Origin of the sequence: Pararhizobium qamdonense (assembly GCF_029277445.1) — a bacterium.
Lineage (GTDB): Bacteria > Pseudomonadota > Alphaproteobacteria > Rhizobiales > Rhizobiaceae > Pararhizobium > Pararhizobium qamdonense.
This window is the reverse complement of sequence record NZ_CP119567.1, coordinates 1-21,324: the sequence shown is the minus strand read 5'-3', so window position 1 is coordinate 21,324 and position 21,324 is coordinate 1. Positions and strand designations below refer to the sequence as shown.

The window sequence follows — 21,324 nt, the reverse complement described above, 5'->3', positions numbered from 1 at the left end:
TTTTTGATTTCATCAATTTGTTACATACAAATGGCATAGGTCCTGTCGTACTCAAACGGCACGGAATGACTTATGCGAGACAAATATGACGTTGTCATTGTAGGGGGTGGAATCGTCGGCCTCGGCGTGGCGTTGGCTGCAACCAAGGCTCAGAAAACGGTTTGCGTGATCGATCGCGATGCACGCGCCAACGGTGCTTCCATCCGCAATTTCGGTTTTATCACCATCAGCGGCCAGAAGGCGGGCGCTCACTGGGCGCGTGCCCGGCGCAGCCGTGACATTTGGGCTGAAGTCGCGGATCTGGCCGGAATCCAGATTTTGCAACGCGGATTGGTGATGCCGGCCTACCGGCCAGAGGCCTCAGATGTCCTGCACGGATTTCTTGCCACAGACATGGGCGCTGGTTGCAGGCTTCTGTCGCAGGATGAAGCGATAAAAAAATTGCCGCCTCTGAGGCAGGGCGGTCTCCTAGATGTCCTTTATTCGCCCCATGAACTGCGCGTCGAAAGCCGGGAGGCGCTCCCGAAAATCGCGGCATGGCTGGAACAGCACCACGGCGTCGATTTCCGCTGGTGCACGGCCGCACGGGATGTCACGGAAGACGGCGTTGTCACGGCTGGCGGCATGGTCAAAGGCGAAAGCATCGTTGTTTGCCCCGGCGACGATTTCAGCACCCTGTTTCCGGAACTGATCGCATCGCGCGATCTGACGAAATGCACGTTGCAGATGCTGCGCGTGACCGCTCAGAATATGCCGGCATTTGCATCGGCGATGATGTCGGACCACTCGCTCGCCCGGTATGAGGGCTTTTCCCAACTCGAGTGTGCGCAACCTTTGATCGCCCGCCTCGACGCCGAAGCGGCCGCGATCCGGGCAGCAGGCGTCCATCTGATCACTGTTCAATCGGCGGATGGTTCGCTGATCGTGGGGGACAGCCACTCCTATGGCCCCCAGCCCGACCCCTTCGCTCGCGCCGATTTCGATGATCTGATCCTTCAGGTTTTTGACGAGGTCCTCGACCTACCGGCGCGGAAGGTCACGGAACGCTGGTGCGGCAGTTACACGTCTTCGGCGACCCGCACGATCCTGGTCGAGCGCCCTGCACAAAACATCCGGCTGGTCATGGTCACGGGCGGAACGGGCGCGTCCACCGGCTTTGCTCTCGCAGAGCAAGTGATCGCCGACCTCTATAATCCCAAATCTGAAACGGCAAAGGCCCTCGCATGAGCAAGATTGAAGCTGTCATTTTCGACTGGGCGGGCACGCTCGTCGATTTCGGATCGCGCGCCCCGATGGGCGCATTTATCGAAGCATTCGCCAGCCTCGGCGTTACTATTCTGTTGGAGGAAGCGCGCGCGCCGATGGGCCGTGCCAAACGGGACCATATCGAGGCAATCCTTACCCAGCCGCGCGTTGCCGAAGCTTGGGCGAGCGTTTATGGAAAGGCCCCCGATCAAGCCGCTATCGATCTCGTTTATGAGACGTTCCTGCCGCTCAATATCGCGTCTGCCGCAAGCCATTCGGCGGCGATACCAGGGGCTGCAGACGCGTTGATGGCTCTGCGCGAGCGAGGCCTGAAGATCGGATCGACAACGGGCTATACGCGCACAATCATGCAACAGGTTCTTCCTATCGCCGCGCAGCAGAAGGTCGAAACCGATTTCCTGGTTTGCTGCGACGAAGTCATCGCCGGCAGGCCATCGGCAGCCGGCATGTTTCTGAATTTCGTCGAACTTGATCTGAGCGCAGCCCATCTCACGGTCAAGGTCGATGACACACCCGTCGGGATTTCCGAGGGCCGCAATGCCGGTTCCTGGACGATAGGCCTTACTTTAAGCGGCAACGAGACTGGTCTGTCTGAAGAGGAACTGGCCGCCGTGACGCCCGCTGAGCGCGCCGCAATGGCCGAGAAGGCCGCCGCGAAATTCCGCGAAGCCGGTGCCCATTTCACGATCGAAACCATTGCCGATCTCCTGCCGGTGATCGACGAAATTGACCGTCATCTCGCCGCCGGCGAGCGCCCCTGATCCAACCTGAAACCTTCCGATTTGGAGATGTCACCATGACCACAACAATGATGAGCCGCCGCAAGATGTTGACGATGACGGCCCTGGCCACCGGAGCAGCGCTGCTGCCCCGTGCGGCTTTCGCCGCAAATGACGATTGGAAGGCTGCTGCCGATGTGGAAGCAGCGCGCAAGGAAGCCGAGACCTACATCACCTATGGCATGCCCGATAACTGGGCGAACTATGGGGAAGTGCTGGCGTTGATGGCGAAGAAATACGATTTTACGTATACCCATATCGATACTGACATGGGATCAATGGAAGAAATTCTGAAATATGAGGCCGAGCGCGGCAACCCTGTCGCAGTTTCTGGCGACATCGGCATTCTCTTTGGACCGGTTGCCGAAGCGCGGGGCGTGCTGCCGCCCTATCTGCCGCCATCAGCGGACAAGCTTCCCAACGGCCTGAAGGCGAAGACGGGTGGCTGGGTGGCAACCTTTGCCGGTGTGCCCGCGATGATCGTCAATACCGATGTCGTCAAGAACGTCCCGCGCACCTGGGACGACCTTTTAAAGCCGGAGTACAAGGGTCTCGTCAGTGCGGTGGATGCATCTGGAATGGGTGGCACCCAGATGGCTCTGTTTCTTGCCTGGTCATATGCACATGGCGGCTCTGAAAAGGATATGGCTCCGGGCGCCGACTATGCCCGCAAGCTGCTGCCGCAGATGGCATCCGGCGCGAACAATGCGGCGACAATGGAGCGTGGCGAAGTGCCGATCCAGCTCAAGTACGACTTCAATTGCATCGCACAGGCTGCAGCCTTGCGGGAGAAGGGTATCAACTGCGAGGTCATCATTCCGCAAGGGACGATTTACGCCCCCTCGGCGGCAATGATCAACGGCTTCCATACGGCCAAGATGAATATCGCCAAACTTTTCTTGGACTATGTCCTTTCGGACGAGGCTCAAACCGCTTTCGCCAAATTCGGCGCGCGTCCGATCCGGTGGGTGCTCGGCGATCTCAACCTGCCTTCCGAGGCCCGCAAAGGCTGGCTGCCCGACGAACAGTATGCGCATGTCATCAAGATCGACGATTGGTCGGCCGTTGATGTCGCGCAACTGGCGCAGTATTGGGTCGATGAAGTCGCCGGAGGCTGACAATGTCGATCATCGGCGCACAGGACGTTGCGCCGGAAAGCCGGCGGGGGCGATCAGTCCTCGTCGCGGCTCTCCGGCACTGGCTTTTCGCATGGGGACCGGCCCTGCCGATCATCCTCGTTAGCATTTCCCTGTTGGTCATACCCTGCTTGATCCTCATCCGTGGCAGTTTCGCAGACGCCACCGGATCTGGATTCACCTTGAGCAACTGGAGTGACGTGCTTTCAAGCCGCTCTGCCCGGCAGGCAATCTTGAACAGCATCCTGCTGGCTGCAACCGTGGCTTCGATTGCAACAATTGTTGGCACGCCCTTGACTTGGCTGATCACTAAAATGGGACACGCGTCGCGCATCTTCAATCTCGGACTTTTGACAGTCGCTCAGAATTTCTCGGGTATCGGTTTGGCTTTCGGCTTTATGGCCACGCTGGGTGCTTACGGCATGATCACCTTGGCCATGCGCTCGCTTGGCCTGGACTTCGCACCGCCGCCGCCGAGCAGCTTTTGGGGTTTTGTGATCGCTTATGAATATAGTTTCGTGCCGATGTTCGTCCTTCTTACCCTGCCTGCCGTCGCGCTCATTCGTGACGACTGGTGGGAGGCCTGCCAATGCTGCGGTGCGAGCCGAAGGCAGTTCTGGCAATATGTCGGGCTGCCCGTGCTGCTTCCTTATATCGGTGCCGGTTGGATCCTGATCTTCACGTCATCGCTGAGCCTTTACGGTTTGCCGATTGCATTGTCCTCCGAAGGACGCCCGGCCTATCCGCTGATTACGCTCGATATGAGCCGCACCATGCTCGGCTCGCTGTTTGGTAACAACCGGATGCCGGTCATGGCCTCGCTGCTGATGATCTTTGCCTTCGTATCCCTGCTGTTTTACCGCATTCTCTTGAAAAGGGGCGCAAGATGGCTTTGAAACCGCAGTTCGGCTGGAACGGTCTGGGCTTTCTCAGCCTGATCGTTGCCTACGTCACCCTTCCAATGATTGCGACATTTTTGTATTCGCTTGCAACGGTCTGGACGACCAACCCTTTGCCTGAGGGTTACACGATCGCGCATTGGATCAAATCGATGCATGACAGCCGCTTTACGGCAGTGCTGTTGCGAACAATAATGCTCGCTGTCGTCGTCGCGTTGGTGACGGTGATCCTCGCACTGCCGGCGATCTACTGGCAGCGGGTGGTCAACCCTGCCATCAAGAATGTTCTGCAGGTCGTGGCGGCTATTCCCTTTGCACTGCCGATCCTGGTGATCGCACTCGGGCTGCTCCAGTTCACGGGCGACTATTTCCCGTCGCTTCAGGGCACCATCGGGTTATTGATGTTCTCGCATGTCGCTATCGCCTTTCCGTTCGTATACTGGACGCTCGACAATGCCATGGCCGCTGCACGGGTCGAACAATTGACCGAGGCTGCCAGCTGCTGCGGCGCAAACACCGGGCAAGCCATCGGGCATGTCATTCTTCCGAACGTTACGGCAGGCATCGCAACCGCTTTGATCATGGCCTTCGGAACGTCCTTTAACGAAATCGCCCTGGCGCAGATGCTGGTGGGAACGCGGTTCGAGACGGCTCAACTCTATCTCTTGAACATGTTGAAGGGCGCGGATGCGGACTACAATCTTCTGGCAGTAATGACGATCATCAACTTCGTCGTGACCTTGGTCCTTTCGGTTGCGGTGATCTGGCTCAACGGCAACGCCATGACAAACGGAAAGATTTCCAAATGAGCACCCCGATCTCAATCAATAGCATCACGAAGAGCTTCAATGACAAGCCTGCCCTGCGCGGCATCAATCTCCAGATCAAAAAGGGAGAGATGATTGCGCTGCTTGGAAGCTCGGGATGCGGCAAGACCACATTGCTGCGCATCATCGCAGGGCTTGCCAAGCCGGATGGCGGACGTATTCTGTTTGGAGACAAGGATGTCACCGCATTGACCGTGCAAAAGCGCCGTATTGGCATGGTGTTTCAGGGGTATTCGCTGTTCCCGAACATGACCGTCCGTGAAAACATCGGCTTTCCGCTCAAGGTCGCAGGTGAAGCGTCCAAATTGATTGCCAAGCGGGTTGACGAATTGCTGCATCTGACTGGGATGTCGGAGCGGGCCGATCACCATCCGAACCAGTTGTCCGGCGGCCAACAGCAACGCACCGCTCTGGCCAGAGCACTTGCTCCAAACCCGGATGTCCTCTTGCTGGACGAACCTTTATCGGCACTGGACGCGCAAGTTCGCCATCATTTGCGCGATGAAATCGCACGTATCCAAAAGGCGGTTGGCACAACGGCAATCCTCGTCACGCATGATCAGGCCGAGGCGCTGGCCATCGCCGATCGCGTCGTCATCATGCAAGGCGGATATATCGATCAAGTTGCCAGCCCCGAAGAACTTTACGATCGCCCGGCAACCGAATTTGCTGCCAATTTCGTTGGGACACGCAATCGAATTCTCCTTGAGCCACGGGACGGCATGCTTCGCCTTGGAGACTTTTTCACGCTGCCGTCACCGGCGCAGAGCGGCCCCGTGCCGATCTTCGTTCGCGCCGAAGACCTGATGATCTGTGGCGACGGAAAGGGGCTGCGGGCCCAGGTCGAGGCCCGGTTATATCAGGGGCCTGTCACGCGCCTCAACCTCGTCGCCGAAGGTCCCGATGGCCAGATTCGCCTCAGCCTCGACGCTGCAAGCCGCGACGTAAGAACTGTGCGCGCTGGAGACCAGCTGAATGTTGCTTTTCGGTCCGAGGATGCGCATGTCTTCGCAAACTGACGTCTCAAAACGCCCGAATGTGGTCTTCATCACGGTCGATCAGTGGCGCGGCGATCTTGCACCTGGCCGCAAGAGTTGGCTGAACACGCCCAATTTGGATGCCCTGGCGGCAGAAGCCGTGAGTTTTGCCGCGCATTATTGCCAAGCCTATCCATGTGGACCAGCCCGCGCCAGCCTGTTGACGGGACTGTATCCGCACAAACATCGCTCCATTCAAAATGGCAGTCCTCTGGATGCCCGGCATCGTACGCTGTTTCAGGCGGCACGCGCGGTAGGATATGCGCCCATTCTATTCGGCTACACCGATACGACGTTGGACCCGCGTCAGCTGACGGCCGGCGATCCGGCGCGGGCGAATTATGAAAATGTCGCTCCCGGCCTCGACATCGGCTGCCTGCTCGATGAGGCGGCGCGGCCATGGATCGCCCATCTAATAAAAAAAGGCATCAATGTTCCCGATCCGTCGAAAGGACGGGACCAGGTCTTCAAACTTCGCAATCTTGGGGAACCCACCGTCTTCGACGCCGAGGATTCCGAGACGGCCTTCCTCACCGATCGATTTCTGGCCCATCTTTCGACACAGGGGACCGAGCCCCTCTTTGCCCACATATCCTATATCGCACCGCATCCACCGTTTGCCGCAGCGAGCCATTGGCTTGAACAGATCGACATGCAGTCTGTCGAGTTGCCCCAAATTCCTTACAGGGCGAAAGCCGAACACCCATTGATGCAAGCCTACCGAAACACGCTCAGTGTTGGAAGCTTTGTTCCGAACGCGAGCGGAGCGCCGCACCAAGCCTCCCCCGAGGTGATCCGCGCCATTCGCCGGGCCTATGCCGCACTCGCCCTGGAGGTCGACTTTCACGTCGGGCGTATTATCGACGCGCTAAAGGCTGGGAATTCGTGGGAGAACACGATTTTCATCCTATCCGGCGACCATGGTGAACAGCTTTTCGATCATGGCCTGCTGGGAAAGCTGGGCTGGTTTGACGCTTCAGCCCACATCCCGCTGATCATCCGGGCACCTGGAATGCCCGGCGGCAAGACCATCGGCGCGTTCACCGAAGCCGTCGACGTTTTTCCGACACTCATCGATCTCCTGGGCTTGGAACACGATATCAATCTCGATGGCCGAAGCCTTCTGCCGCATCTGATGGGGCAATCGACGGCGTGGCGGGATGCCGTATATTGGAGCCACGATTTCCGGAATTTGCGCGACCTCACATTCGAACGCCAACTGAGCCTGCCTTCCGCACTCTGTAACCTTCATGTCGTCCGCACATCGGAATTCAAATACGTCCATTTTCCCGGCCTTCCGCCGGTCTTCTACAACCTCACAGAAGACCCTCACGAGTCAACCGATCGCACCGCCGATCCCGCAATGCGGACATTTCGCACCGAAGGCCTTGAACGGCTGCTCAACCATCGGCTCAGCCATGAGAACGAAGAACTGTCCTGCCTTCAAGCTGTGGGTGACCGGCTCTATGGAGAGAGATACGCGCAACGTCAGTTTGGACGATGACTGGGTGCGCCTTTAGTGCTCCTGAGTTTAACCGGGCTCAGGTGAGGCCAGCCATGTGGAAAGCCTTGATTTCGAGATATTCTTCGATACCCGCTTCGGCGCCTTCTACTCCGACGCATGCAGTTCGTTGAACGTTGGCGCCATGTTCCCATGGCTGCTCGTCCAGCATTTACCCGCGCCTAAAGAGTGACGACAACCTTGCCAAACTGCGTGTTGGATTCGAGATAGCGGTAAGCTTCGACGATATCGTCAAACACGAAGGTCCTGGCGATCTGCGGCGTGAACGCGCCGGAGGTCAGTCCCTCGACAATGAAGGCCTTCGCAAGTTCCAGGCGGGCCGAATTGCGGATGAGTTCGTGCACCAGATATCCTCGCAAGGTCAGGCTCTTTGATAAAGCTGCAGCCAGTGGAAACGGTGTCGGCAGCGGATCGAGACCGCCATATTCGATGAGGATGCCGCCTTTTGACATGGCATCCGAAAGCGCGCCGACCATCGGCCCGCCGACCGCGTCGAGAATGACCCGGATATTGTTGGAACCGGCAATCTGCCGCAGCCGCTCGGGAAGCGGCTCTTCCATGGTGGCGATCACATGTTCCGCTCCGGCGTCGAGCAAAGCCTGCCGCTTCGCCGATGTGCGGGTGAGCGCAAGAGGGATGGCGCCGATCCTGCGGGCAATCTGGATCGCGGCAATGCCCACGCTGCTCGATGCTGCGGTGATGACAACGGGCTCGCCCGGACGCAATTGCGCCAGATCCACAAGGGCGCCATAGGCCGTCAGGAATGGCATCCAGACAGCGGCGGCTTCCTCCCAGCCAAGGTTTGCGGGGTGTTTGACGATATGGCCGGCCGGCAGGACGGCGAACTCGCCATGGGTCGGATAGGTGGTCATCGATAGCGGAGGAATGACGCTGACCGCATCACTAAGCGACAATCCTTCGACGCCTGCGCCGACCGCGTCAATGATGCCGGATGCCTCAAGTCCGAGCCGTGCCGGAAATGTCGGCTTTTCGATGTAAGTGCCTTCCCGGATCAGCGCTTCGGCGCGGTTAAGCCCCAACGCTTTTACGCGGATGCGAACCTCACTGAGGCCAGGAACAGGCGTGTCGATGTCCTCGATCCGCAACACCTCCGGTCCGCCATGCCGGTGGAATACGATAGCGCGTGCCATGATGATCACTCCCAATATTGTTTGGAATGATCTATGAATCTCGTGCGCGAAGGAATAAATGGCCGATCGCTAACCCCAGAACTAACCAGTGGTTTCGAATATGGATCGTTTGACCAGCATGGCAGTTTTCGTCAAGGCGGTGGAGCTTGGATCGTTCGCCGCCGCTGCGGACGCTTTCGAGATTTCCGGACCGATGGTCGGGCAAGCATGTACGATTTCTCGAAGACCGTCTTGGTGTCACGCTGCTGCATCGTACCACGCGAAAGCAAAGTTTGACGGAGCCCGGCAAAGCGTATTACGAACGATGCCGCTCGATCCTGGCGGAGGCAGACGCCGCCGACGCTTTGGTCGCTGAGGATCTGGCGCAGCCCCGCGGGCGGCTGAGGGTCAGTTTGCCTGTCCATTTCGGCAGGCTTTGCGTGATGCCTATATTTTTGCAGTTGGCGCGCCGCTTCCCGGCGCTCCAGCTCGACCTCTCCTTGACTGATCGCATCAGCGACCTTGCGGAAGAGGGATACGACTTCGCTGTCCGCACCGGAGAGCTGGCGGACAGGACGGATCATATCGCCCGGCGGCTCGCAACGCAGAACATGATCGTTGTCGCATCTCCCGCCTATCTGCAAGCGAGCGAGGCGCCATCAACGATTTCCGGCATCGAGGCTCACAAGGCGATCCTCTACCGCCGCTCAGGAATTGTCGCTCCATGGGTATTCCCACGAGAGCCCGGGCCAGATGTGAAGATCGCTGTCAGCGGACGCTTTCGTCTTGACGATCTGGACGCAATCGCCGACGCCGCAGTCGCAGGAGAAGGCCTTGCGTGGCTGCCGCTATGGCTGGTCAAAGGCAGGCTCGACGCTGGCGCTCTTGTCAACGTCTTTCCTAACGAGAGCCGGTTTCCGTATCCGGTGCATGCGGTGTGGATGAAGACGGCGCATGTGCCGTTCGGTGTCCGGTTGGCGATCGACGAGTTGGCCAAGGCCTTGCCTGCCAAAATGTAGCGTCGGGGATTGCCTACTTTGAGTTTGCGAGAGTGGTGGACGACAGAAGGTTGTCCTGGTGGCTCCACAGTTCTTCGGATCAAGAGCCCGCAACAGAGCGAACGGCTTCCGGATATTTCCAAAAGCTCCAATATCCTCGGTCTCATAAAAAGTACCGCAACACCTAATGTTTTTGCGAGGGGACCGTGACTTTTTCGGTCTGCAGATGGTGGAGTTTTGCCTCCATGGTGAGGATCTCGTCCGTCGAGAGGATATTCTGACCGTTCGGCGCCAGAAGGCCTTTAAGCTGGAGATCGATATACCGGAGGCAACAGACCCTTAGGAACGATGTGAAATTGCCGAGATCGTGACCCTCGTCGATGGACTCGTTGTAGAGCTGGTGCAGAAGCTGGGGAACATTCATGTCGTCTTTTGCGGCGACCCCTTCCAGCACTGTCCAGAACATCGTCTCAAGCCGTACGCTCGTCACCATTCCATCCATGCGGATGGAGCGCGTCTGGCTTTCCCAAAGCTGCGAATTTGCGCCGATGAACAATCTGCACACGGTCCGGTCCTTCTCCACTCCGCAATCAGGATAGCATGGCTTGGAAATATGGACAGGGGCCGCAGCGCTGCGGCCCCTGTCCAACTTCAGATATTGCCCTTCTTGAGCTCATCCGCGATATATTCGGCCTGCCGGATGGCCAGTGCGACGATCGTCAAGGTCGGGTTGGCGGCAGCGCCCGTCGTCATCACCGATCCGTCCGAGACGAACAGGTTGGGAACGTCATGCGCGCGGCCCCATCTGTCGACAACCCCGTCTTCCGCCTTCTCGCTCATGCGGCATGTCCCAAGGTTATGGGTCGAAGGATAGGGCGGAGTGCGGTGGGAATCGATGGCGCCAACAGCCGCGTAGAGCTTTTGTGCGTGATCATAGGCATATGTCCGCATCGCCACATCATTGGCGTGATCGTCAAAATGCACGTTTGGGGCGGCAAGGCCCCATTGGTCTTTGACGGTAGCGGAAAGAGTAATGCGGTTCGTTGCCTGCGGCATGTCCTCGCCGACGATCCACATGCCCGCCGTGTTGTCATAGGCATCCATGATTTCAGCAAACTCCGGACCCCATGCACCCGGCTCGGCAAAGGCGGCAAGGAATGACGGACCCAGAGACAGCGTTTCCATGTAATAGCCGCCGGCAAACCCGCGATCGGGTTTGTGAACGGACTCGTCCGCAATGATACCGGCCATGGTCTCGCCCCGGTACATATGCACGGGCTTGTCGAATCGTGCGTAGACGGATCCGGTCAGATGCCGCATGTAGTTGCGGCCCACCTGGTCCGAGCTGTTGGCTAGTCCTTTGGGGAACCTGCTGCTTTCGCTCAGTAGCAGCAACCGTGCCGTTTCGATGGAATTGCCGGCGACGCAAACGATTTTGGCAGCCTGCTCATGCAGCGCGCCGCTTTTATCTGCGTAAACGACCGTATCGACCTTTCCGGACGTGTCATGGGTTATTCGCACGACATGACTTTCCGGGCGCAAGTCCAAAAGACCTGTCTCCAGAGCTCTAGGGATTTCGCGCACGAGCGTGCTCCACTTGGCCTTGCTCTTGTCGCCCTGGAAGTTGAAACCGTCCTGGATCGATGCCGGCCGGCCGTCATAGGGCTCGGCATTTGTCGCGTAAGGCCCGGTCGCATAGAGCTTGTAGCCAACGCGTTCAGCGCCGTTTGCAAAGACTTTATAGTTGTTGTTGGCCGGCAGTGCCGGGCGGCCATGGCGATGGGTCGATCCCATCGCGATCTCCGCCTTGTCATAGTAGGGCGCCAGATCGGCGAGCGTAATCGGCCAGTCGAGCAGCGTCGCCCCGGCGATTTCGCCATAGGTTGTGCGCGCCTTGAATTCATAGTCCTTGAAGCGCGGCGTTGCACCCGACCAATGGGTGGTCGAACCGCCGACGGCCTTGACGATCCACGCTGGCAGGCCGGGGAAGTCCTTGGCTATCCGCCAGGAACCGCTGGTGGTGCGAGCGTCAAGCCAAGCCATCTGCTGGAACGCTTCCCATTCGTTATTGTGGTAGTCTTCGTTCTTCAGATAGGCGCCGGCTTCGAGAAGAACGCAGGCAATACCCGCCTTGGTCAGCTCATAGGCCAACGTCCCGCCGCCCGCTCCCGATCCGATGATCACGACAGCCTGTTCGTCTTTTGCGATCTGTTTCATTGGCCTGCTCCCGCATATTCCTCAATTCTGGGCTCGGGCAGCCATGTCAGATCGTTGAAGCCGCGCTTGAGGTAACCGCCTTTGTCAAAGCTCGGCCCTTCATAACCGAGAGCACTCCAGACCTCCGCGTCGTCATAGAGCGTCGTGACGGTGGTGCCTTTCACGAGCTTGAAGAAGTCGGTGTCCTGGATGGATTGAAGCTTGGCGAGGGCGGCCTTGCCATCCAGAGCGTTAAAGCCGCTCTCCTGCAGGTCCTGCAACGCGCTTAACAAGGCGAGATTGCCGGCGGGGGTCTTGGCCGCCACGGTGAAGACCGTGTCGGCCGTTCGCTCGTATGGACCGTCCCCAAACTTCTTGTGCGGGAACATGACCTTGATCATCCGCACCAGGGTCTTATGGCTGTCTGGATACCTTCCCTGGCCAAGCGGCAATTTGGCAAAGGCAACCTTCGCCAAGGTCGATGTCATCAATGCTGCCGTCGCGCTGCCGATCAGCAGCCTCCGTTTCGTAGTCTTCATAGCTTCCTCCCATGATAAAACGCGTCGTGCCGTTCGCTGTCAGCGATACCTTCCCTGTTTTTGAATGACCTCGATCTGGTAGCCGTCCGGGTCCTGGACGAAGAAAAACCGCGCCAGCTTGCGGCCGTCATGTTCGAAATCCACCAGTTTGCGCGGAGAAAACCCAGCTTCCTCGAAACGGGCATGTTCGGCATCGACATCATCCACGACAAAGGCGGAATGCCCATAGCCGTTGCCAGGCGCGTATGGCCCGTCCTGCCCTTTGTTGACGGTCAGTTCGAGTTCGAAGGTATTTTCGTGATTGGAGAGATAGACGAGTGTGAAATTCTCAAAATCGAAACGATCCGCAACCTTCAAATTGAAGGCGCGTCCATAGAAATCAACTGAGCGGGCCTCATCCAACACCCTGATCATGCTGTGCACAAACTTCGCCATGCCATCCCTCTCCCTTACTCCCGCTGAAGACTATAAGGCGAAGAAAAGAAAGCAGGTATTATTCGGCTACTACCGGGTCAATTTTGCTAACCGCTATGAGGTTGGTAGAAAATCGTTCTTAGAAATGACGGCCTCGCGATGAAGCATGAGCGACGACGCTCCTGGTCGATCGTGCGGGGTTCATGTCCTCTTAGACCAAAACTCAGCTGGCCGAAGACTAGAAATACCCGGTTGGCAACTGAACGCGCCAACGAGCGCGTTCAGTTCACTGAGATTGCCGATCGCAGCAATCCATTGATGATCCCAGGTTGATGTCGTTAGAAATCAACCGACGTGGAGAACATCAGCGTGCGCGGTGCGCCTCCGGAGAGGAAGCCGCGAGCCGACGAGGCCCAATAGTTTTCGTTGAAAACGTTCGCGACATTCGCACGGAATTCGATCGGCTTGCCGTTTTCCCGTTCATAGACGTAACGGGCACCGAGATCGATGCGGGTCCAGTCATCGACCTTTTGCGTGTTGGCCCGGTCGTAATAGGTGCTGCCACCATAGACGACGCGGCCCGTCAGGGTCATGCCCTCGACAAAGGGCGTGTCATACTCGCCGTAAAGACTGATCGCCGTCTTCGGCACGCCGGGAACCTCATTGCCGTCGAACGTTCCGCCCGCCGTTTTCTTCAGTTGTGCGTCCATGAACGTCACGCCTCCCAAAAGGCGCACGCCGCTCACCGGCTCGCCGAAGACGGAAAGCTCGATGCCGCGGTTGACCTGCAAGCCATCGACGGAGAACACATTTGTGACGGGATTGGTAAAGCCGTTTTTCTGACGGATCTCGAACAGGGCAGCCGTGAGCATGAAGGAGCCGAGATCATACTTGATGCCGATCTCTTTCTGGTCGTGAACATAGGGTGCAAACACCTCGTTCGCGTTCACTGCCGTGGCTGGCGCGATCGGGCCTTCCGTCAGGGCCTCGACGTAATTGGCATAGACGGCCAGGTCGTCGGTGATGTTGACCACGGCGGCCACGGCCGGGCTGAAACGATCCTCCTCGTAGAGGTAGTTTCTGTCTCCCACCGGGAAGGCCGGATTGCCGGGACGCGTATTGAACCCTCTGGAACGGATATCCTGATAGCGGCCACCAACTGTTAGCAGAAACCGGTCGTCGAAGAAGGAGAGCGTGTCCGAGATGGCGACGCTGGTGGAGAGAAGATCGGCAAACAGGACGAGGTCGTTTGAGCGCGGGAAACCGCTCGTATCGACCGAGCCATCCGGCAGGTAGACGGGATCGTAGATGTTTGTGGGATAGGCAGGCGGCAGGCCGAGCGCGCCCGGGAGGAAGCTGCCGCGATAGTTTTCGTTGAGGCTTTTCGACACCGAAATCGCCAGCTGGTGGCCAACCGGCCCCGTGTCGAATTCCGAGCGCAGGCCGACTTCTCCTGAAAATCCCTGGATTTGCTGCGGCTGGATGGCAAGGCTCGCCGTCGCATCGCCGTTCGAATTGAGGATCGTATAGGACGACGTCAAAAAGTCCTCCCGGTAGCGGCTGGCACCGCCTGCGGCATAGATCGTCGTATTGTCGAGAATGTCGAACTCGACGCGGCCTGAAATCATGCGATGGGTGCTGTCATGATATTCGAACGGGCTGGCCGTATTGATCGCGCCGTCCGGTGCCTCTGGGATCTCGATGCCGGGAACCGCGCCGTTGAAAAGCGATGTCGGCGCGTTGATGTCCTGTTTCGAGGCAGTGACATCGAGCGAGGCGCGCACCCGGTCGCCCCGGTAATCCAGTCCAAGGGCTGCAACGCCCACTTCGGTTTCATTGTGATCAAGCCGCGTATCACCGCCGCGATAGGCGCCATTGAACCGCACCCCCCATTCACCTTCCGGCCCGTAGCGGCGACCAAAGTCGAGATGCGTGCCAAGCTGTGAATCCGACATATAGGTCGTCGTCACCCGTGTCAGCGGCTCGTCGGTTGCGCGCTTGGGAACGAGATTGATCGTGCCGCCCACACGGCCTAAACCACCATTGACGAACGCGGTCGGCCCTTTCAGGATCTCGACGCGCTCGATGCCTTCAAGGAAGCTGCGCCGCGGATTGGCGAGATACGGAAGGCCATCGTAGAATGTATCGAGATTGGTGACCGAGAAGCCGCGGATGAAGAACGAGTCGCGTTCGCTAAAGATCGGCGCGTCCTGGCGCACAGAGGGATCGTTCAGCGTCAAATCCGCAACGGTCTGCGCCTGCTGATCACGAATGAGCTTGGACGTCAGCGCGGTAACGCTGAACGGCGTCTCGCGAACCGGCCGGTTTCCCAGCATGCCAAGGCTTGCGCCCGTCGCCACCTCACCGCCCGCGTAAGGCGCTGGAGGCTGTCCCATCGTACTGGTGGACACCGCCTCTCCATTGCTGCGCCCGGTTACAACGATCTTTTCCAGCGCCGTCGCATTTCCATTCACGACATTCGCGTTTCTGCCCTGGCGGCCGGCCTGCCCATTTCGCTGTTCTTCCTGCGCGTTCGCAGACGCAGCCAATATCGCAACAAGCGAAACCCCCGCCAGCGCTACACGGCTCCATCGACGCGGTACCACACTCAAAATTCCCCTCGACACTCTCTCACCCCTTGATCTGCAATTGACGTCAATTTTTTGCTCGTTCGATCTCGATAGGGATCAAACAAACACACACGATCGTAAGACGATCGACGCCGGATGATTTTTCATGGAGTGAGGGTTTTTTGGCAGGCGGCTGTTAAAGGTGGTATCGAGTGGAGACAGGCGGCAGTGATCTACACGCGAGGATCGAATAAACTCATTGATGTAATAAGAGCAATGTGCGGTTAAATCGATAAAAATTATATAAACCGCACATTATAGAGATCGTGTGAAACGAACGATAATATCAAAACTTCTGTCCCACTGCCTATGTGAACTGACAGGATGAGTTCTCGGTGAGGAAGTGCCACGGTAACACGTCATGCCCCAGGCAGCATTCGTCAAAAAAAGCTTATTCGGAGCTGATGTGAAGGAGCGATCACAGGTATCCCGATTGACGACCATGCCCCGGAAATTTTGTTGCACTGAGTTTTGTGGGCAAAAACATACGGGGCGTCGGCTCGCCATTCATCCCCGCCCAAAACCATTTGATGATTGACGGACTGGTTTAACTGATCGCCGTCCATCACCTGCAGCGCCAATCCAGCGAACTTCTCGCCATGAAACCTGCCATTTCGTCCGCCGCCGTCGACCGTGCAATACCAACGTCTGTATAGCTTCGATCGGTGCATAACCGGCGCCTTTTGACGCTGGCTGGGAAATTTTCTGCCTGCATCAACACCCCTGCCCTATTGCGGTTACCTGCACCGTTCCCGAGGAAAAGCTAAAGCCGGGTTGGCATTCTCCCAGTTGCGGCCGCCTGTGATAAAACGACTTATATCGCGGACCCACGCGATGGCGGATACCGGCCTCCGTTGCGAAACCAGGTTCTTGCAGAACCAGCGAAGCGTCTGGTCCGAACACGCTGGAGCAACCATGAAAGGGCCGAAATCGCCGGCAGGCCGAGGAGTTTTTTTCTGACACTGCGCGAACGCGCCCAGGACCGCGTATCCCGCTCATAGCAGCAATTCAATCTGCGTAGACAGTTCCGGGATTGCTCTGCGAATTTTCGTCGCAACTACACTCACACCATCGTAGGTACCGGTGCCGAAAACTCAGTCTTGCTTCGGTCCGATAAGTCCTTTTTCGCCTGCCTCGATTCAGACAATTTCTCCTATGGGTGCCCGACAACCTTCACCGTAAGCCTCTACCGCCTAGCTGTCCCGCACAGCGTTAAAAGATCGAATCACGAAACATTAGATCAACTACATATCCACCAGCGAAACCGGTCATTTGGTGACTGTCAGCTGACGCAGGAGACCGGGCCTAGCATTTTTGATCCCCTCCCCGCTTCGACCTGTTCGGGCGACGGCCGACCATTCCAGCTCGTACAATTATCTGTCAGGCCACGCTTTACCGCCCATCCGCTACTGGCTGCTCATCGAACAGGCAATTGATCGTCATCACTCAAGTCGCCGAATTTGGACCTGATCGATTGGAGTGACTGGATGACAAAGGCAATTGCCCACCGCACCGAATGAAGTTTTTCAATCTGGCTTGATGAGGCGTATGCAATTGCAACAAAGGCCGATGATAACTGTGCGGTGTGCAATCCCATGTCGATATCGCCGGGACAACACTTTGCATCAGCCGCAGACCCGCATGGCGACGCTTTCATGGAGATGAACACTGGTTCTGCTGGTCTGATTGCCAATCATCTGAATGCCAAGATCCTTCGATCGGTTACTAGAAACGCATCAAGTATTTATCGGGACAGCTTTTTCAAGTGCGCGCAACTGCGGTTTTAAATGACCTCGGCCAGCTGCGCCTCCATGACTGTTATTTGAAACCGATGTCGCAAGGCGACGCTGGAGATTCAATAATCTAACAACAGCACTGCAGGGTTGCGTCATCGAGTTTTTAAAGTTTGCCGCGGCAAACTGCCACTCCAAGCGATGGTTGATGCGTGTCTGTGTCCAAAGTCGATCTTTCGCCAAATATGAAGTTGTGCGTATACATCCACTGATTCGACTAACGCGTCGCATCGAAGCGGGACCGCCTTTCCCATACCACGAGCCCAAGTCGCCAGCTCTGTTAACAACCGATCTGCGCGGTCCAGCACCGAGTATCCTTGCCTTCAAAAATTAATACCGCAAAGCGCGTGCTCAAAAAAAGCGTTCAGCTTGAGGTCAATGAAGCTGTCATGAAGCCGACGGTATCAGCTTTTCTGAGAAACATTTTAAGCGATACGTGGAAAGCACAGCACTCGTGAGTGCCCTGTTCGCGGTTGCCTCAAAACATGCTTACTTAGGCCGAGTGAGAAGTTTGCCGTGGCAAACTCCAGTGGCAAACTCCAATAGAAGCCAGCCATCAGCCCAATCGTTTATCCCCGTCACCTCCGTATCTCAGTAAAGCCATAACCATCGGCCCGAGCGAAAACTCGCCTCGTTCTGCTCGCCGGGTCAAATCTCGCAGATATCCACCGGCTGACTTGATCAAGCTGGCTCGTTCAAGGATAGCGGCCATTGCGACGGCAGCGTTCTCTTGACCCATTGCCATGCACGCATCTTGATAGGCTGCAGGACTTACCCCCAGAACGGATCGAACCACGACAGCCGCAGACATTAGGTCCCGCCAGTTGCCGATATCTCCACCCGGTCCATAGTCGAGGATCGCAGGGCAGGCCCTCAAGACCAATCCGAGTGGGAAATTCTTCATCGGTTTTGTGTGGAGTGGCACATTACTCGATTTTGGCGCCAGATCTGCTCGAGCGCTTGGTTCAAATTCAGTAGGATAATTGGTATGTGAATTCTGTATGTGCTGCTCAATATGACCATCATTGCTGCTCAGATTTCCTGATTTTTCATTGAAAGTCAGTCTCTTGAGAACCTCTTCCTGAAGTCTCCGCATTTTATCAAGTAGGTATGTGACAGTCTCCAGCGTTGGCGATGCCGGGAATTTTTCGACGAGGGTAATGTACATGGCCTCGATCGCCAGCCAATCGCCGTCAGCACTTTCAGCGAGGGCGGCGCTGATGAGTTTGCGGGTATCGCGGCGGCATATTGTCAGGTTTTCTCTTGCTGCCTTCAACGCGACCCTGTCGGCCACTACCTGTTGGGCTGAAATGGCCAGTTCTTCGGCGCGGGCGAGGAGAGGTGAGAGGTCGAAGCCGAAGGCCGTTTCAATGGTGCCTGAGCTGCCCTTGCGGGCGTAGCGTTTACCGTTTGCGCTGTCCTTGCGTGCGATCAAGCCGGCGTCCACCAACACGGCGAGGTGACGGCGGAGCGTTGCGCCGGCCATTCCATGGGCCCGGAGCGCCAGCTGAATGTTTGACGGGAAGACGATAAGATTGGCGCCTTCGCGCAGCTCGGTCTCCGGATGGAAGCTCAAGAGTGCGTCCAGCACCGCAAGGCTGTTGGATTGTATCCCGAGCATGCTCATCGACGCGGAGGCGTCTCGCAAGATTTTCCATTTGTCTGCTGTCTTGCCCGGCTTGATATCAGCCAATGCCACTTGCCGCCGCACATGCGCAAGCGTCATCGGCCGCCGCCCGAACGGCGTCGTCACACTTCCTAACTGCATTCTCTCTCACCTTTCAGAAGGCAAAAGAAATTCGCTCGCCAAAACGGCGCCAAAACACTTGACTGTGATTCGAGGAAATGCGATTCTCTAGCTGCTTAGACGAGAGAGGCTTCCACGACGGCAACGTTTAGGGGGCCTTTTTCTTTTCCCGGCTTACTCTCCGTTGGTCTGTTGATCTTTTGCGCGGGCTTTGGAGCGATGCTCCTCAAACAGCGCGGTTAAATGTTCAAGCACGAAGGCCGCAAATTCCGGGGCTTTTCGCGTGTCGATGGAAATGTCGAGCTTGGCATTGGCTTTCGTCACCTTTGCCAAAGGTACACCCGAACTGGTCTTCCAGATAAAAGGATCGGCCTTCTTCGCTTTTGGCTTCAAATAGCTGAGCAAGGCCTTGAACCGGTCATCTGAGGGCAGGCGGCGCATATCATCGGAAGAAACGAATTCCGTCGCTTCTCCGAAGCGATCGTTTTTTTCCAGGAAGTCCGCGAGGTCTGCCCAACTGCGGCGCCCTACTCCCGGCGCGGCCCCAATCGCGTCGATCAAGTCTCCGGTTAAGCGCGAAACCACGGAAAGCATGATCGACACATCGCCCTTGTGGAGCGACATGGCCGACATGATCACTTCTCGCGGAAACTGCGCCTTCAGCCGGTCTGCAAAGCGCGCCTTTTCAATATAGGTCAAATCCTGACGCTGGCTGTTTTCCTGGCCCTGCGCGACAACGAGTTGCTCGTCCGTCAAATCCCTAACGATTGCCTTTACGGACAGGCCGAGTTCCGTCACGGCGCGAAGGCGGCGGTGGCCGAATGCGACCTGGTAACGTCCAGGCAAAGACGGGTGAGGGCGCACGAGGATAGGCACTTGCTGGCCCTGCTCGCGAATAGAATCCATCAGGCCGTCGATTTCACCCGGCATGCGGTCCTGCAGAAAGGACGGATCGATATCCGCAGGGTTCATGTCCACCACGGACTGACCTTCTGCCAGGCGCCGCTCGATTTCATCGGCACGTCCGAGCCGGTCGTTCTGCTCACGCAAGGCGTTGCCAATATTGGCCGTCAGCTTGGTCGCGGGATCGCGTTCCTTGCGAGTGACGCCCAGAAGCGGCATGGCGCGGTTTTTTGGCGGGCCATCCTGCGCGACAGTCGGGACGTTTACGGAAACGCCGAGGAGATCCTTCCGGCTCATGCGGTTCTACCCCATGCTTTTTTGATCAGTGATTCAATTTCATCGTTCACAGCGTTCATCGCCTCCAAGGCGCGGTCATAGGTTGATCGCGTGAACTGACTGCGTTCGACTTCGAACAATGTCTGGTTGGTCAGGCCGGCATCCGAGACGGCTGTTGTCTTCAGCATCGGAAAGTTCAAAACATTCTCGCCGAAGATCGAGCGGAGATAGCCCACCATCTGGTTCTGCGGCCCATCGCTGGGCTCGAAGCGAGTGACCAGGTAGCGCATCCAGTTGAAGTTGAAGCGGGCTCCGGCATTTTCGATCTCGCGCAGCAAGTTCGACGTCATGGCCAAAAATTGGTTCATGGACATGACGTCCAGCATTTGCGGATGTACAGTCACCAGGATCGATGTAGCGGCTGTAAGCGCCGACAGCGTCAGATAACCCAACTGCGGCGGGCAATCGATGACGACGACGTCGTAATTATCAGCGATATCTTCGATGACCTGGCTGATCCTGCCGTAGAACAGGGTATCGCCTTCCTTGCGCTGCATGAGCGCGCGGGGCGTATCGTGCTCAAACTCCATCAGTTCGAGATTGCCGGGTATAAGGTGTAGGTCGGGAATATAGGTGCCACGAACCACCTCCTCAATCGGCCGCTGTTCGTCGTCGTAACGGATAGCGCCATAGAGCGTTTCGTTCGGGCCGACATCTGTTTCCGGCTGGCTGCCGAACAGGGCCGAAAGGCTTGCCTGCGGATCGAGATCGATAGCGAGAACGCGATATCCGCGCATGGCCAGATATTGCGCCAAATGGGCAGCCGTCGTGGTCTTTCCGGAGCCGCCCTTGAAGTTCATCACGGAAATGACTTGAAGCTGCTCGTCACCTCGGCGGTGCGGCAGATAGCGGCGGTTGCCGCGGCCGATCTGATCCAGATGTTTGCGGATGCCGTGGATGTCTTCAATCGAAAAGATCCGGCGCCCGCCTGGGCTGGTGCTGACATTGAGCTCCGGCATATCGCCGGCAATTTGCCGAAGATACGATTCGCCCACACCCAGCAGCTTGGCTGTTTCCGATGGCCCAAAGGTTCGGATTCCCTTTTGCGCGGTCGGCGGGAAGACCTTAAGGTGATGTGCCTGAAGCTGCGTAGACAGCGCTTCGGCATGCCGCTCCATCAAGGCTGTCAAACCTTCGGCTAAAGGGACTGTTTTTTCGGCGGTTTGCGGCAT

17 protein-coding genes and 1 pseudogene are annotated in these 21,324 nt (G+C 57.3%); 8 read left to right on the top strand and 10 right to left on the bottom strand.

Annotation, left to right across the window (positions count from 1 at the left end; all coding sequences use genetic code 11):
• Positions 1-72 precede the first annotated feature (72 nt).
• The 7 genes from PYR65_RS21390 to PYR65_RS21360 are packed head-to-tail and all read left to right on the top strand — an operon-like array spanning position 73 to position 7,448.
• Positions 73-1,227, top strand: a complete 1,155-nt coding sequence (locus PYR65_RS21390) for a TIGR03364 family FAD-dependent oxidoreductase (protein WP_276121484.1) — start codon at positions 73-75, stop codon at positions 1,225-1,227.
• Positions 1,224-2,027: a phosphonoacetaldehyde hydrolase gene (phnX, locus tag PYR65_RS21385; RefSeq protein WP_276121483.1), complete on the top strand. Its 804-nt coding sequence runs from the start codon at positions 1,224-1,226 to the stop codon at positions 2,025-2,027. The genes PYR65_RS21390 and phnX overlap by 4 nt, the downstream gene beginning before the upstream one ends.
• A 35-nt stretch (positions 2,028-2,062) precedes the next feature.
• A complete protein-coding gene (locus PYR65_RS21380; RefSeq protein WP_276121482.1) occupies positions 2,063-3,163 on the top strand; it encodes an ABC transporter substrate-binding protein in 1,101 nt (366 codons plus the stop codon).
• Between the two features lie 2 nt (positions 3,164-3,165).
• Complete coding sequence (locus tag PYR65_RS21375) at positions 3,166-4,077, top strand: hypothetical protein (protein WP_276121481.1); 912 nt, start codon at positions 3,166-3,168, stop codon at positions 4,075-4,077.
• Positions 4,068-4,889: an ABC transporter permease gene (locus tag PYR65_RS21370; RefSeq protein ID WP_276121480.1), complete on the top strand. Its 822-nt coding sequence runs from the start codon at positions 4,068-4,070 to the stop codon at positions 4,887-4,889. The genes PYR65_RS21375 and PYR65_RS21370 overlap by 10 nt, the downstream gene beginning before the upstream one ends.
• On the top strand, positions 4,886-5,926 hold the full coding sequence (locus PYR65_RS21365; protein WP_276121479.1) for an ABC transporter ATP-binding protein: 1,041 nt from the start codon (positions 4,886-4,888) through the stop codon (positions 5,924-5,926). The genes PYR65_RS21370 and PYR65_RS21365 overlap by 4 nt, the downstream gene beginning before the upstream one ends.
• Positions 5,883-7,448 carry a sulfatase-like hydrolase/transferase gene (locus PYR65_RS21360; protein WP_276121478.1) on the top strand — a complete coding sequence of 522 codons (1,566 nt, stop codon included), beginning with the start codon at positions 5,883-5,885 and terminating at the stop codon, positions 7,446-7,448. The genes PYR65_RS21365 and PYR65_RS21360 overlap by 44 nt, the downstream gene beginning before the upstream one ends.
• 37 nt (positions 7,449-7,485) lie before the next feature.
• Here PYR65_RS21360 and PYR65_RS21355 read toward each other — a convergent pair whose 3' ends face one another.
• Positions 7,486-7,617: a hypothetical protein gene (locus PYR65_RS21355; protein WP_276121477.1), complete on the bottom strand. Its 132-nt coding sequence runs from the start codon at positions 7,615-7,617 to the stop codon at positions 7,486-7,488.
• 10 nt (positions 7,618-7,627) lie between these two features.
• The gene (locus PYR65_RS21350; protein ID WP_276121476.1) at positions 7,628-8,617 is read right to left on the bottom strand and encodes a zinc-dependent alcohol dehydrogenase family protein; all 990 of its coding nucleotides are present in this window, start codon (positions 8,615-8,617) and stop codon (positions 7,628-7,630) included.
• Between the two features lie 100 nt (positions 8,618-8,717).
• Between PYR65_RS21350 and PYR65_RS21345 the strand changes: the two are divergent.
• Positions 8,718-9,615: pseudogene (locus PYR65_RS21345) on the top strand (LysR family transcriptional regulator).
• A gap of 163 nt (positions 9,616-9,778) precedes the next feature.
• Here the strand turns inward: PYR65_RS21345 and PYR65_RS21340 are convergent.
• The 8 genes from PYR65_RS21340 to repA all read right to left on the bottom strand — a co-directional run bounded on the left by PYR65_RS21340 (position 9,779) and on the right by repA (position 21,324).
• A complete protein-coding gene (locus tag PYR65_RS21340; RefSeq protein WP_276121475.1) occupies positions 9,779-10,159 on the bottom strand; it encodes a ribbon-helix-helix domain-containing protein in 381 nt (126 codons plus the stop codon).
• An 86-nt stretch (positions 10,160-10,245) separates the two neighbouring features.
• Positions 10,246-11,811 carry a GMC family oxidoreductase gene (locus tag PYR65_RS21335; RefSeq protein ID WP_276121474.1) on the bottom strand — a complete coding sequence of 522 codons (1,566 nt, stop codon included), beginning with the start codon at positions 11,809-11,811 and terminating at the stop codon, positions 10,246-10,248.
• Complete coding sequence (locus PYR65_RS21330; RefSeq protein ID WP_276121473.1) at positions 11,808-12,329, bottom strand: hypothetical protein; 522 nt, start codon at positions 12,327-12,329, stop codon at positions 11,808-11,810. The genes PYR65_RS21335 and PYR65_RS21330 overlap by 4 nt, the downstream gene beginning before the upstream one ends.
• Before the next feature lie 39 nt (positions 12,330-12,368).
• Positions 12,369-12,764 (bottom strand): VOC family protein, encoded by a 396-nt coding sequence (locus tag PYR65_RS21325; RefSeq protein ID WP_276121472.1) that lies wholly within the window; start codon positions 12,762-12,764, stop codon positions 12,369-12,371.
• Between the two features lie 317 nt (positions 12,765-13,081).
• A complete protein-coding gene (locus PYR65_RS21320; RefSeq protein ID WP_276121822.1) occupies positions 13,082-15,295 on the bottom strand; it encodes a TonB-dependent receptor in 2,214 nt (737 codons plus the stop codon).
• Between the two features lie 2,427 nt (positions 15,296-17,722).
• Positions 17,723-18,934: a plasmid replication protein RepC gene (gene repC / locus PYR65_RS21315; protein WP_276121471.1), complete on the bottom strand. Its 1,212-nt coding sequence runs from the start codon at positions 18,932-18,934 to the stop codon at positions 17,723-17,725.
• Positions 18,935-19,087: 153 nt separating this feature from the next.
• Positions 19,088-20,113 carry a plasmid partitioning protein RepB gene (repB, locus tag PYR65_RS21310; protein WP_276121470.1) on the bottom strand — a complete coding sequence of 342 codons (1,026 nt, stop codon included), beginning with the start codon at positions 20,111-20,113 and terminating at the stop codon, positions 19,088-19,090.
• The gene (repA, locus tag PYR65_RS21305) at positions 20,110-21,324 is read right to left on the bottom strand and encodes a plasmid partitioning protein RepA (protein WP_276121469.1); all 1,215 of its coding nucleotides are present in this window, start codon (positions 21,322-21,324) and stop codon (positions 20,110-20,112) included. Before repA ends, repB begins: the two co-directional genes overlap by 4 nt.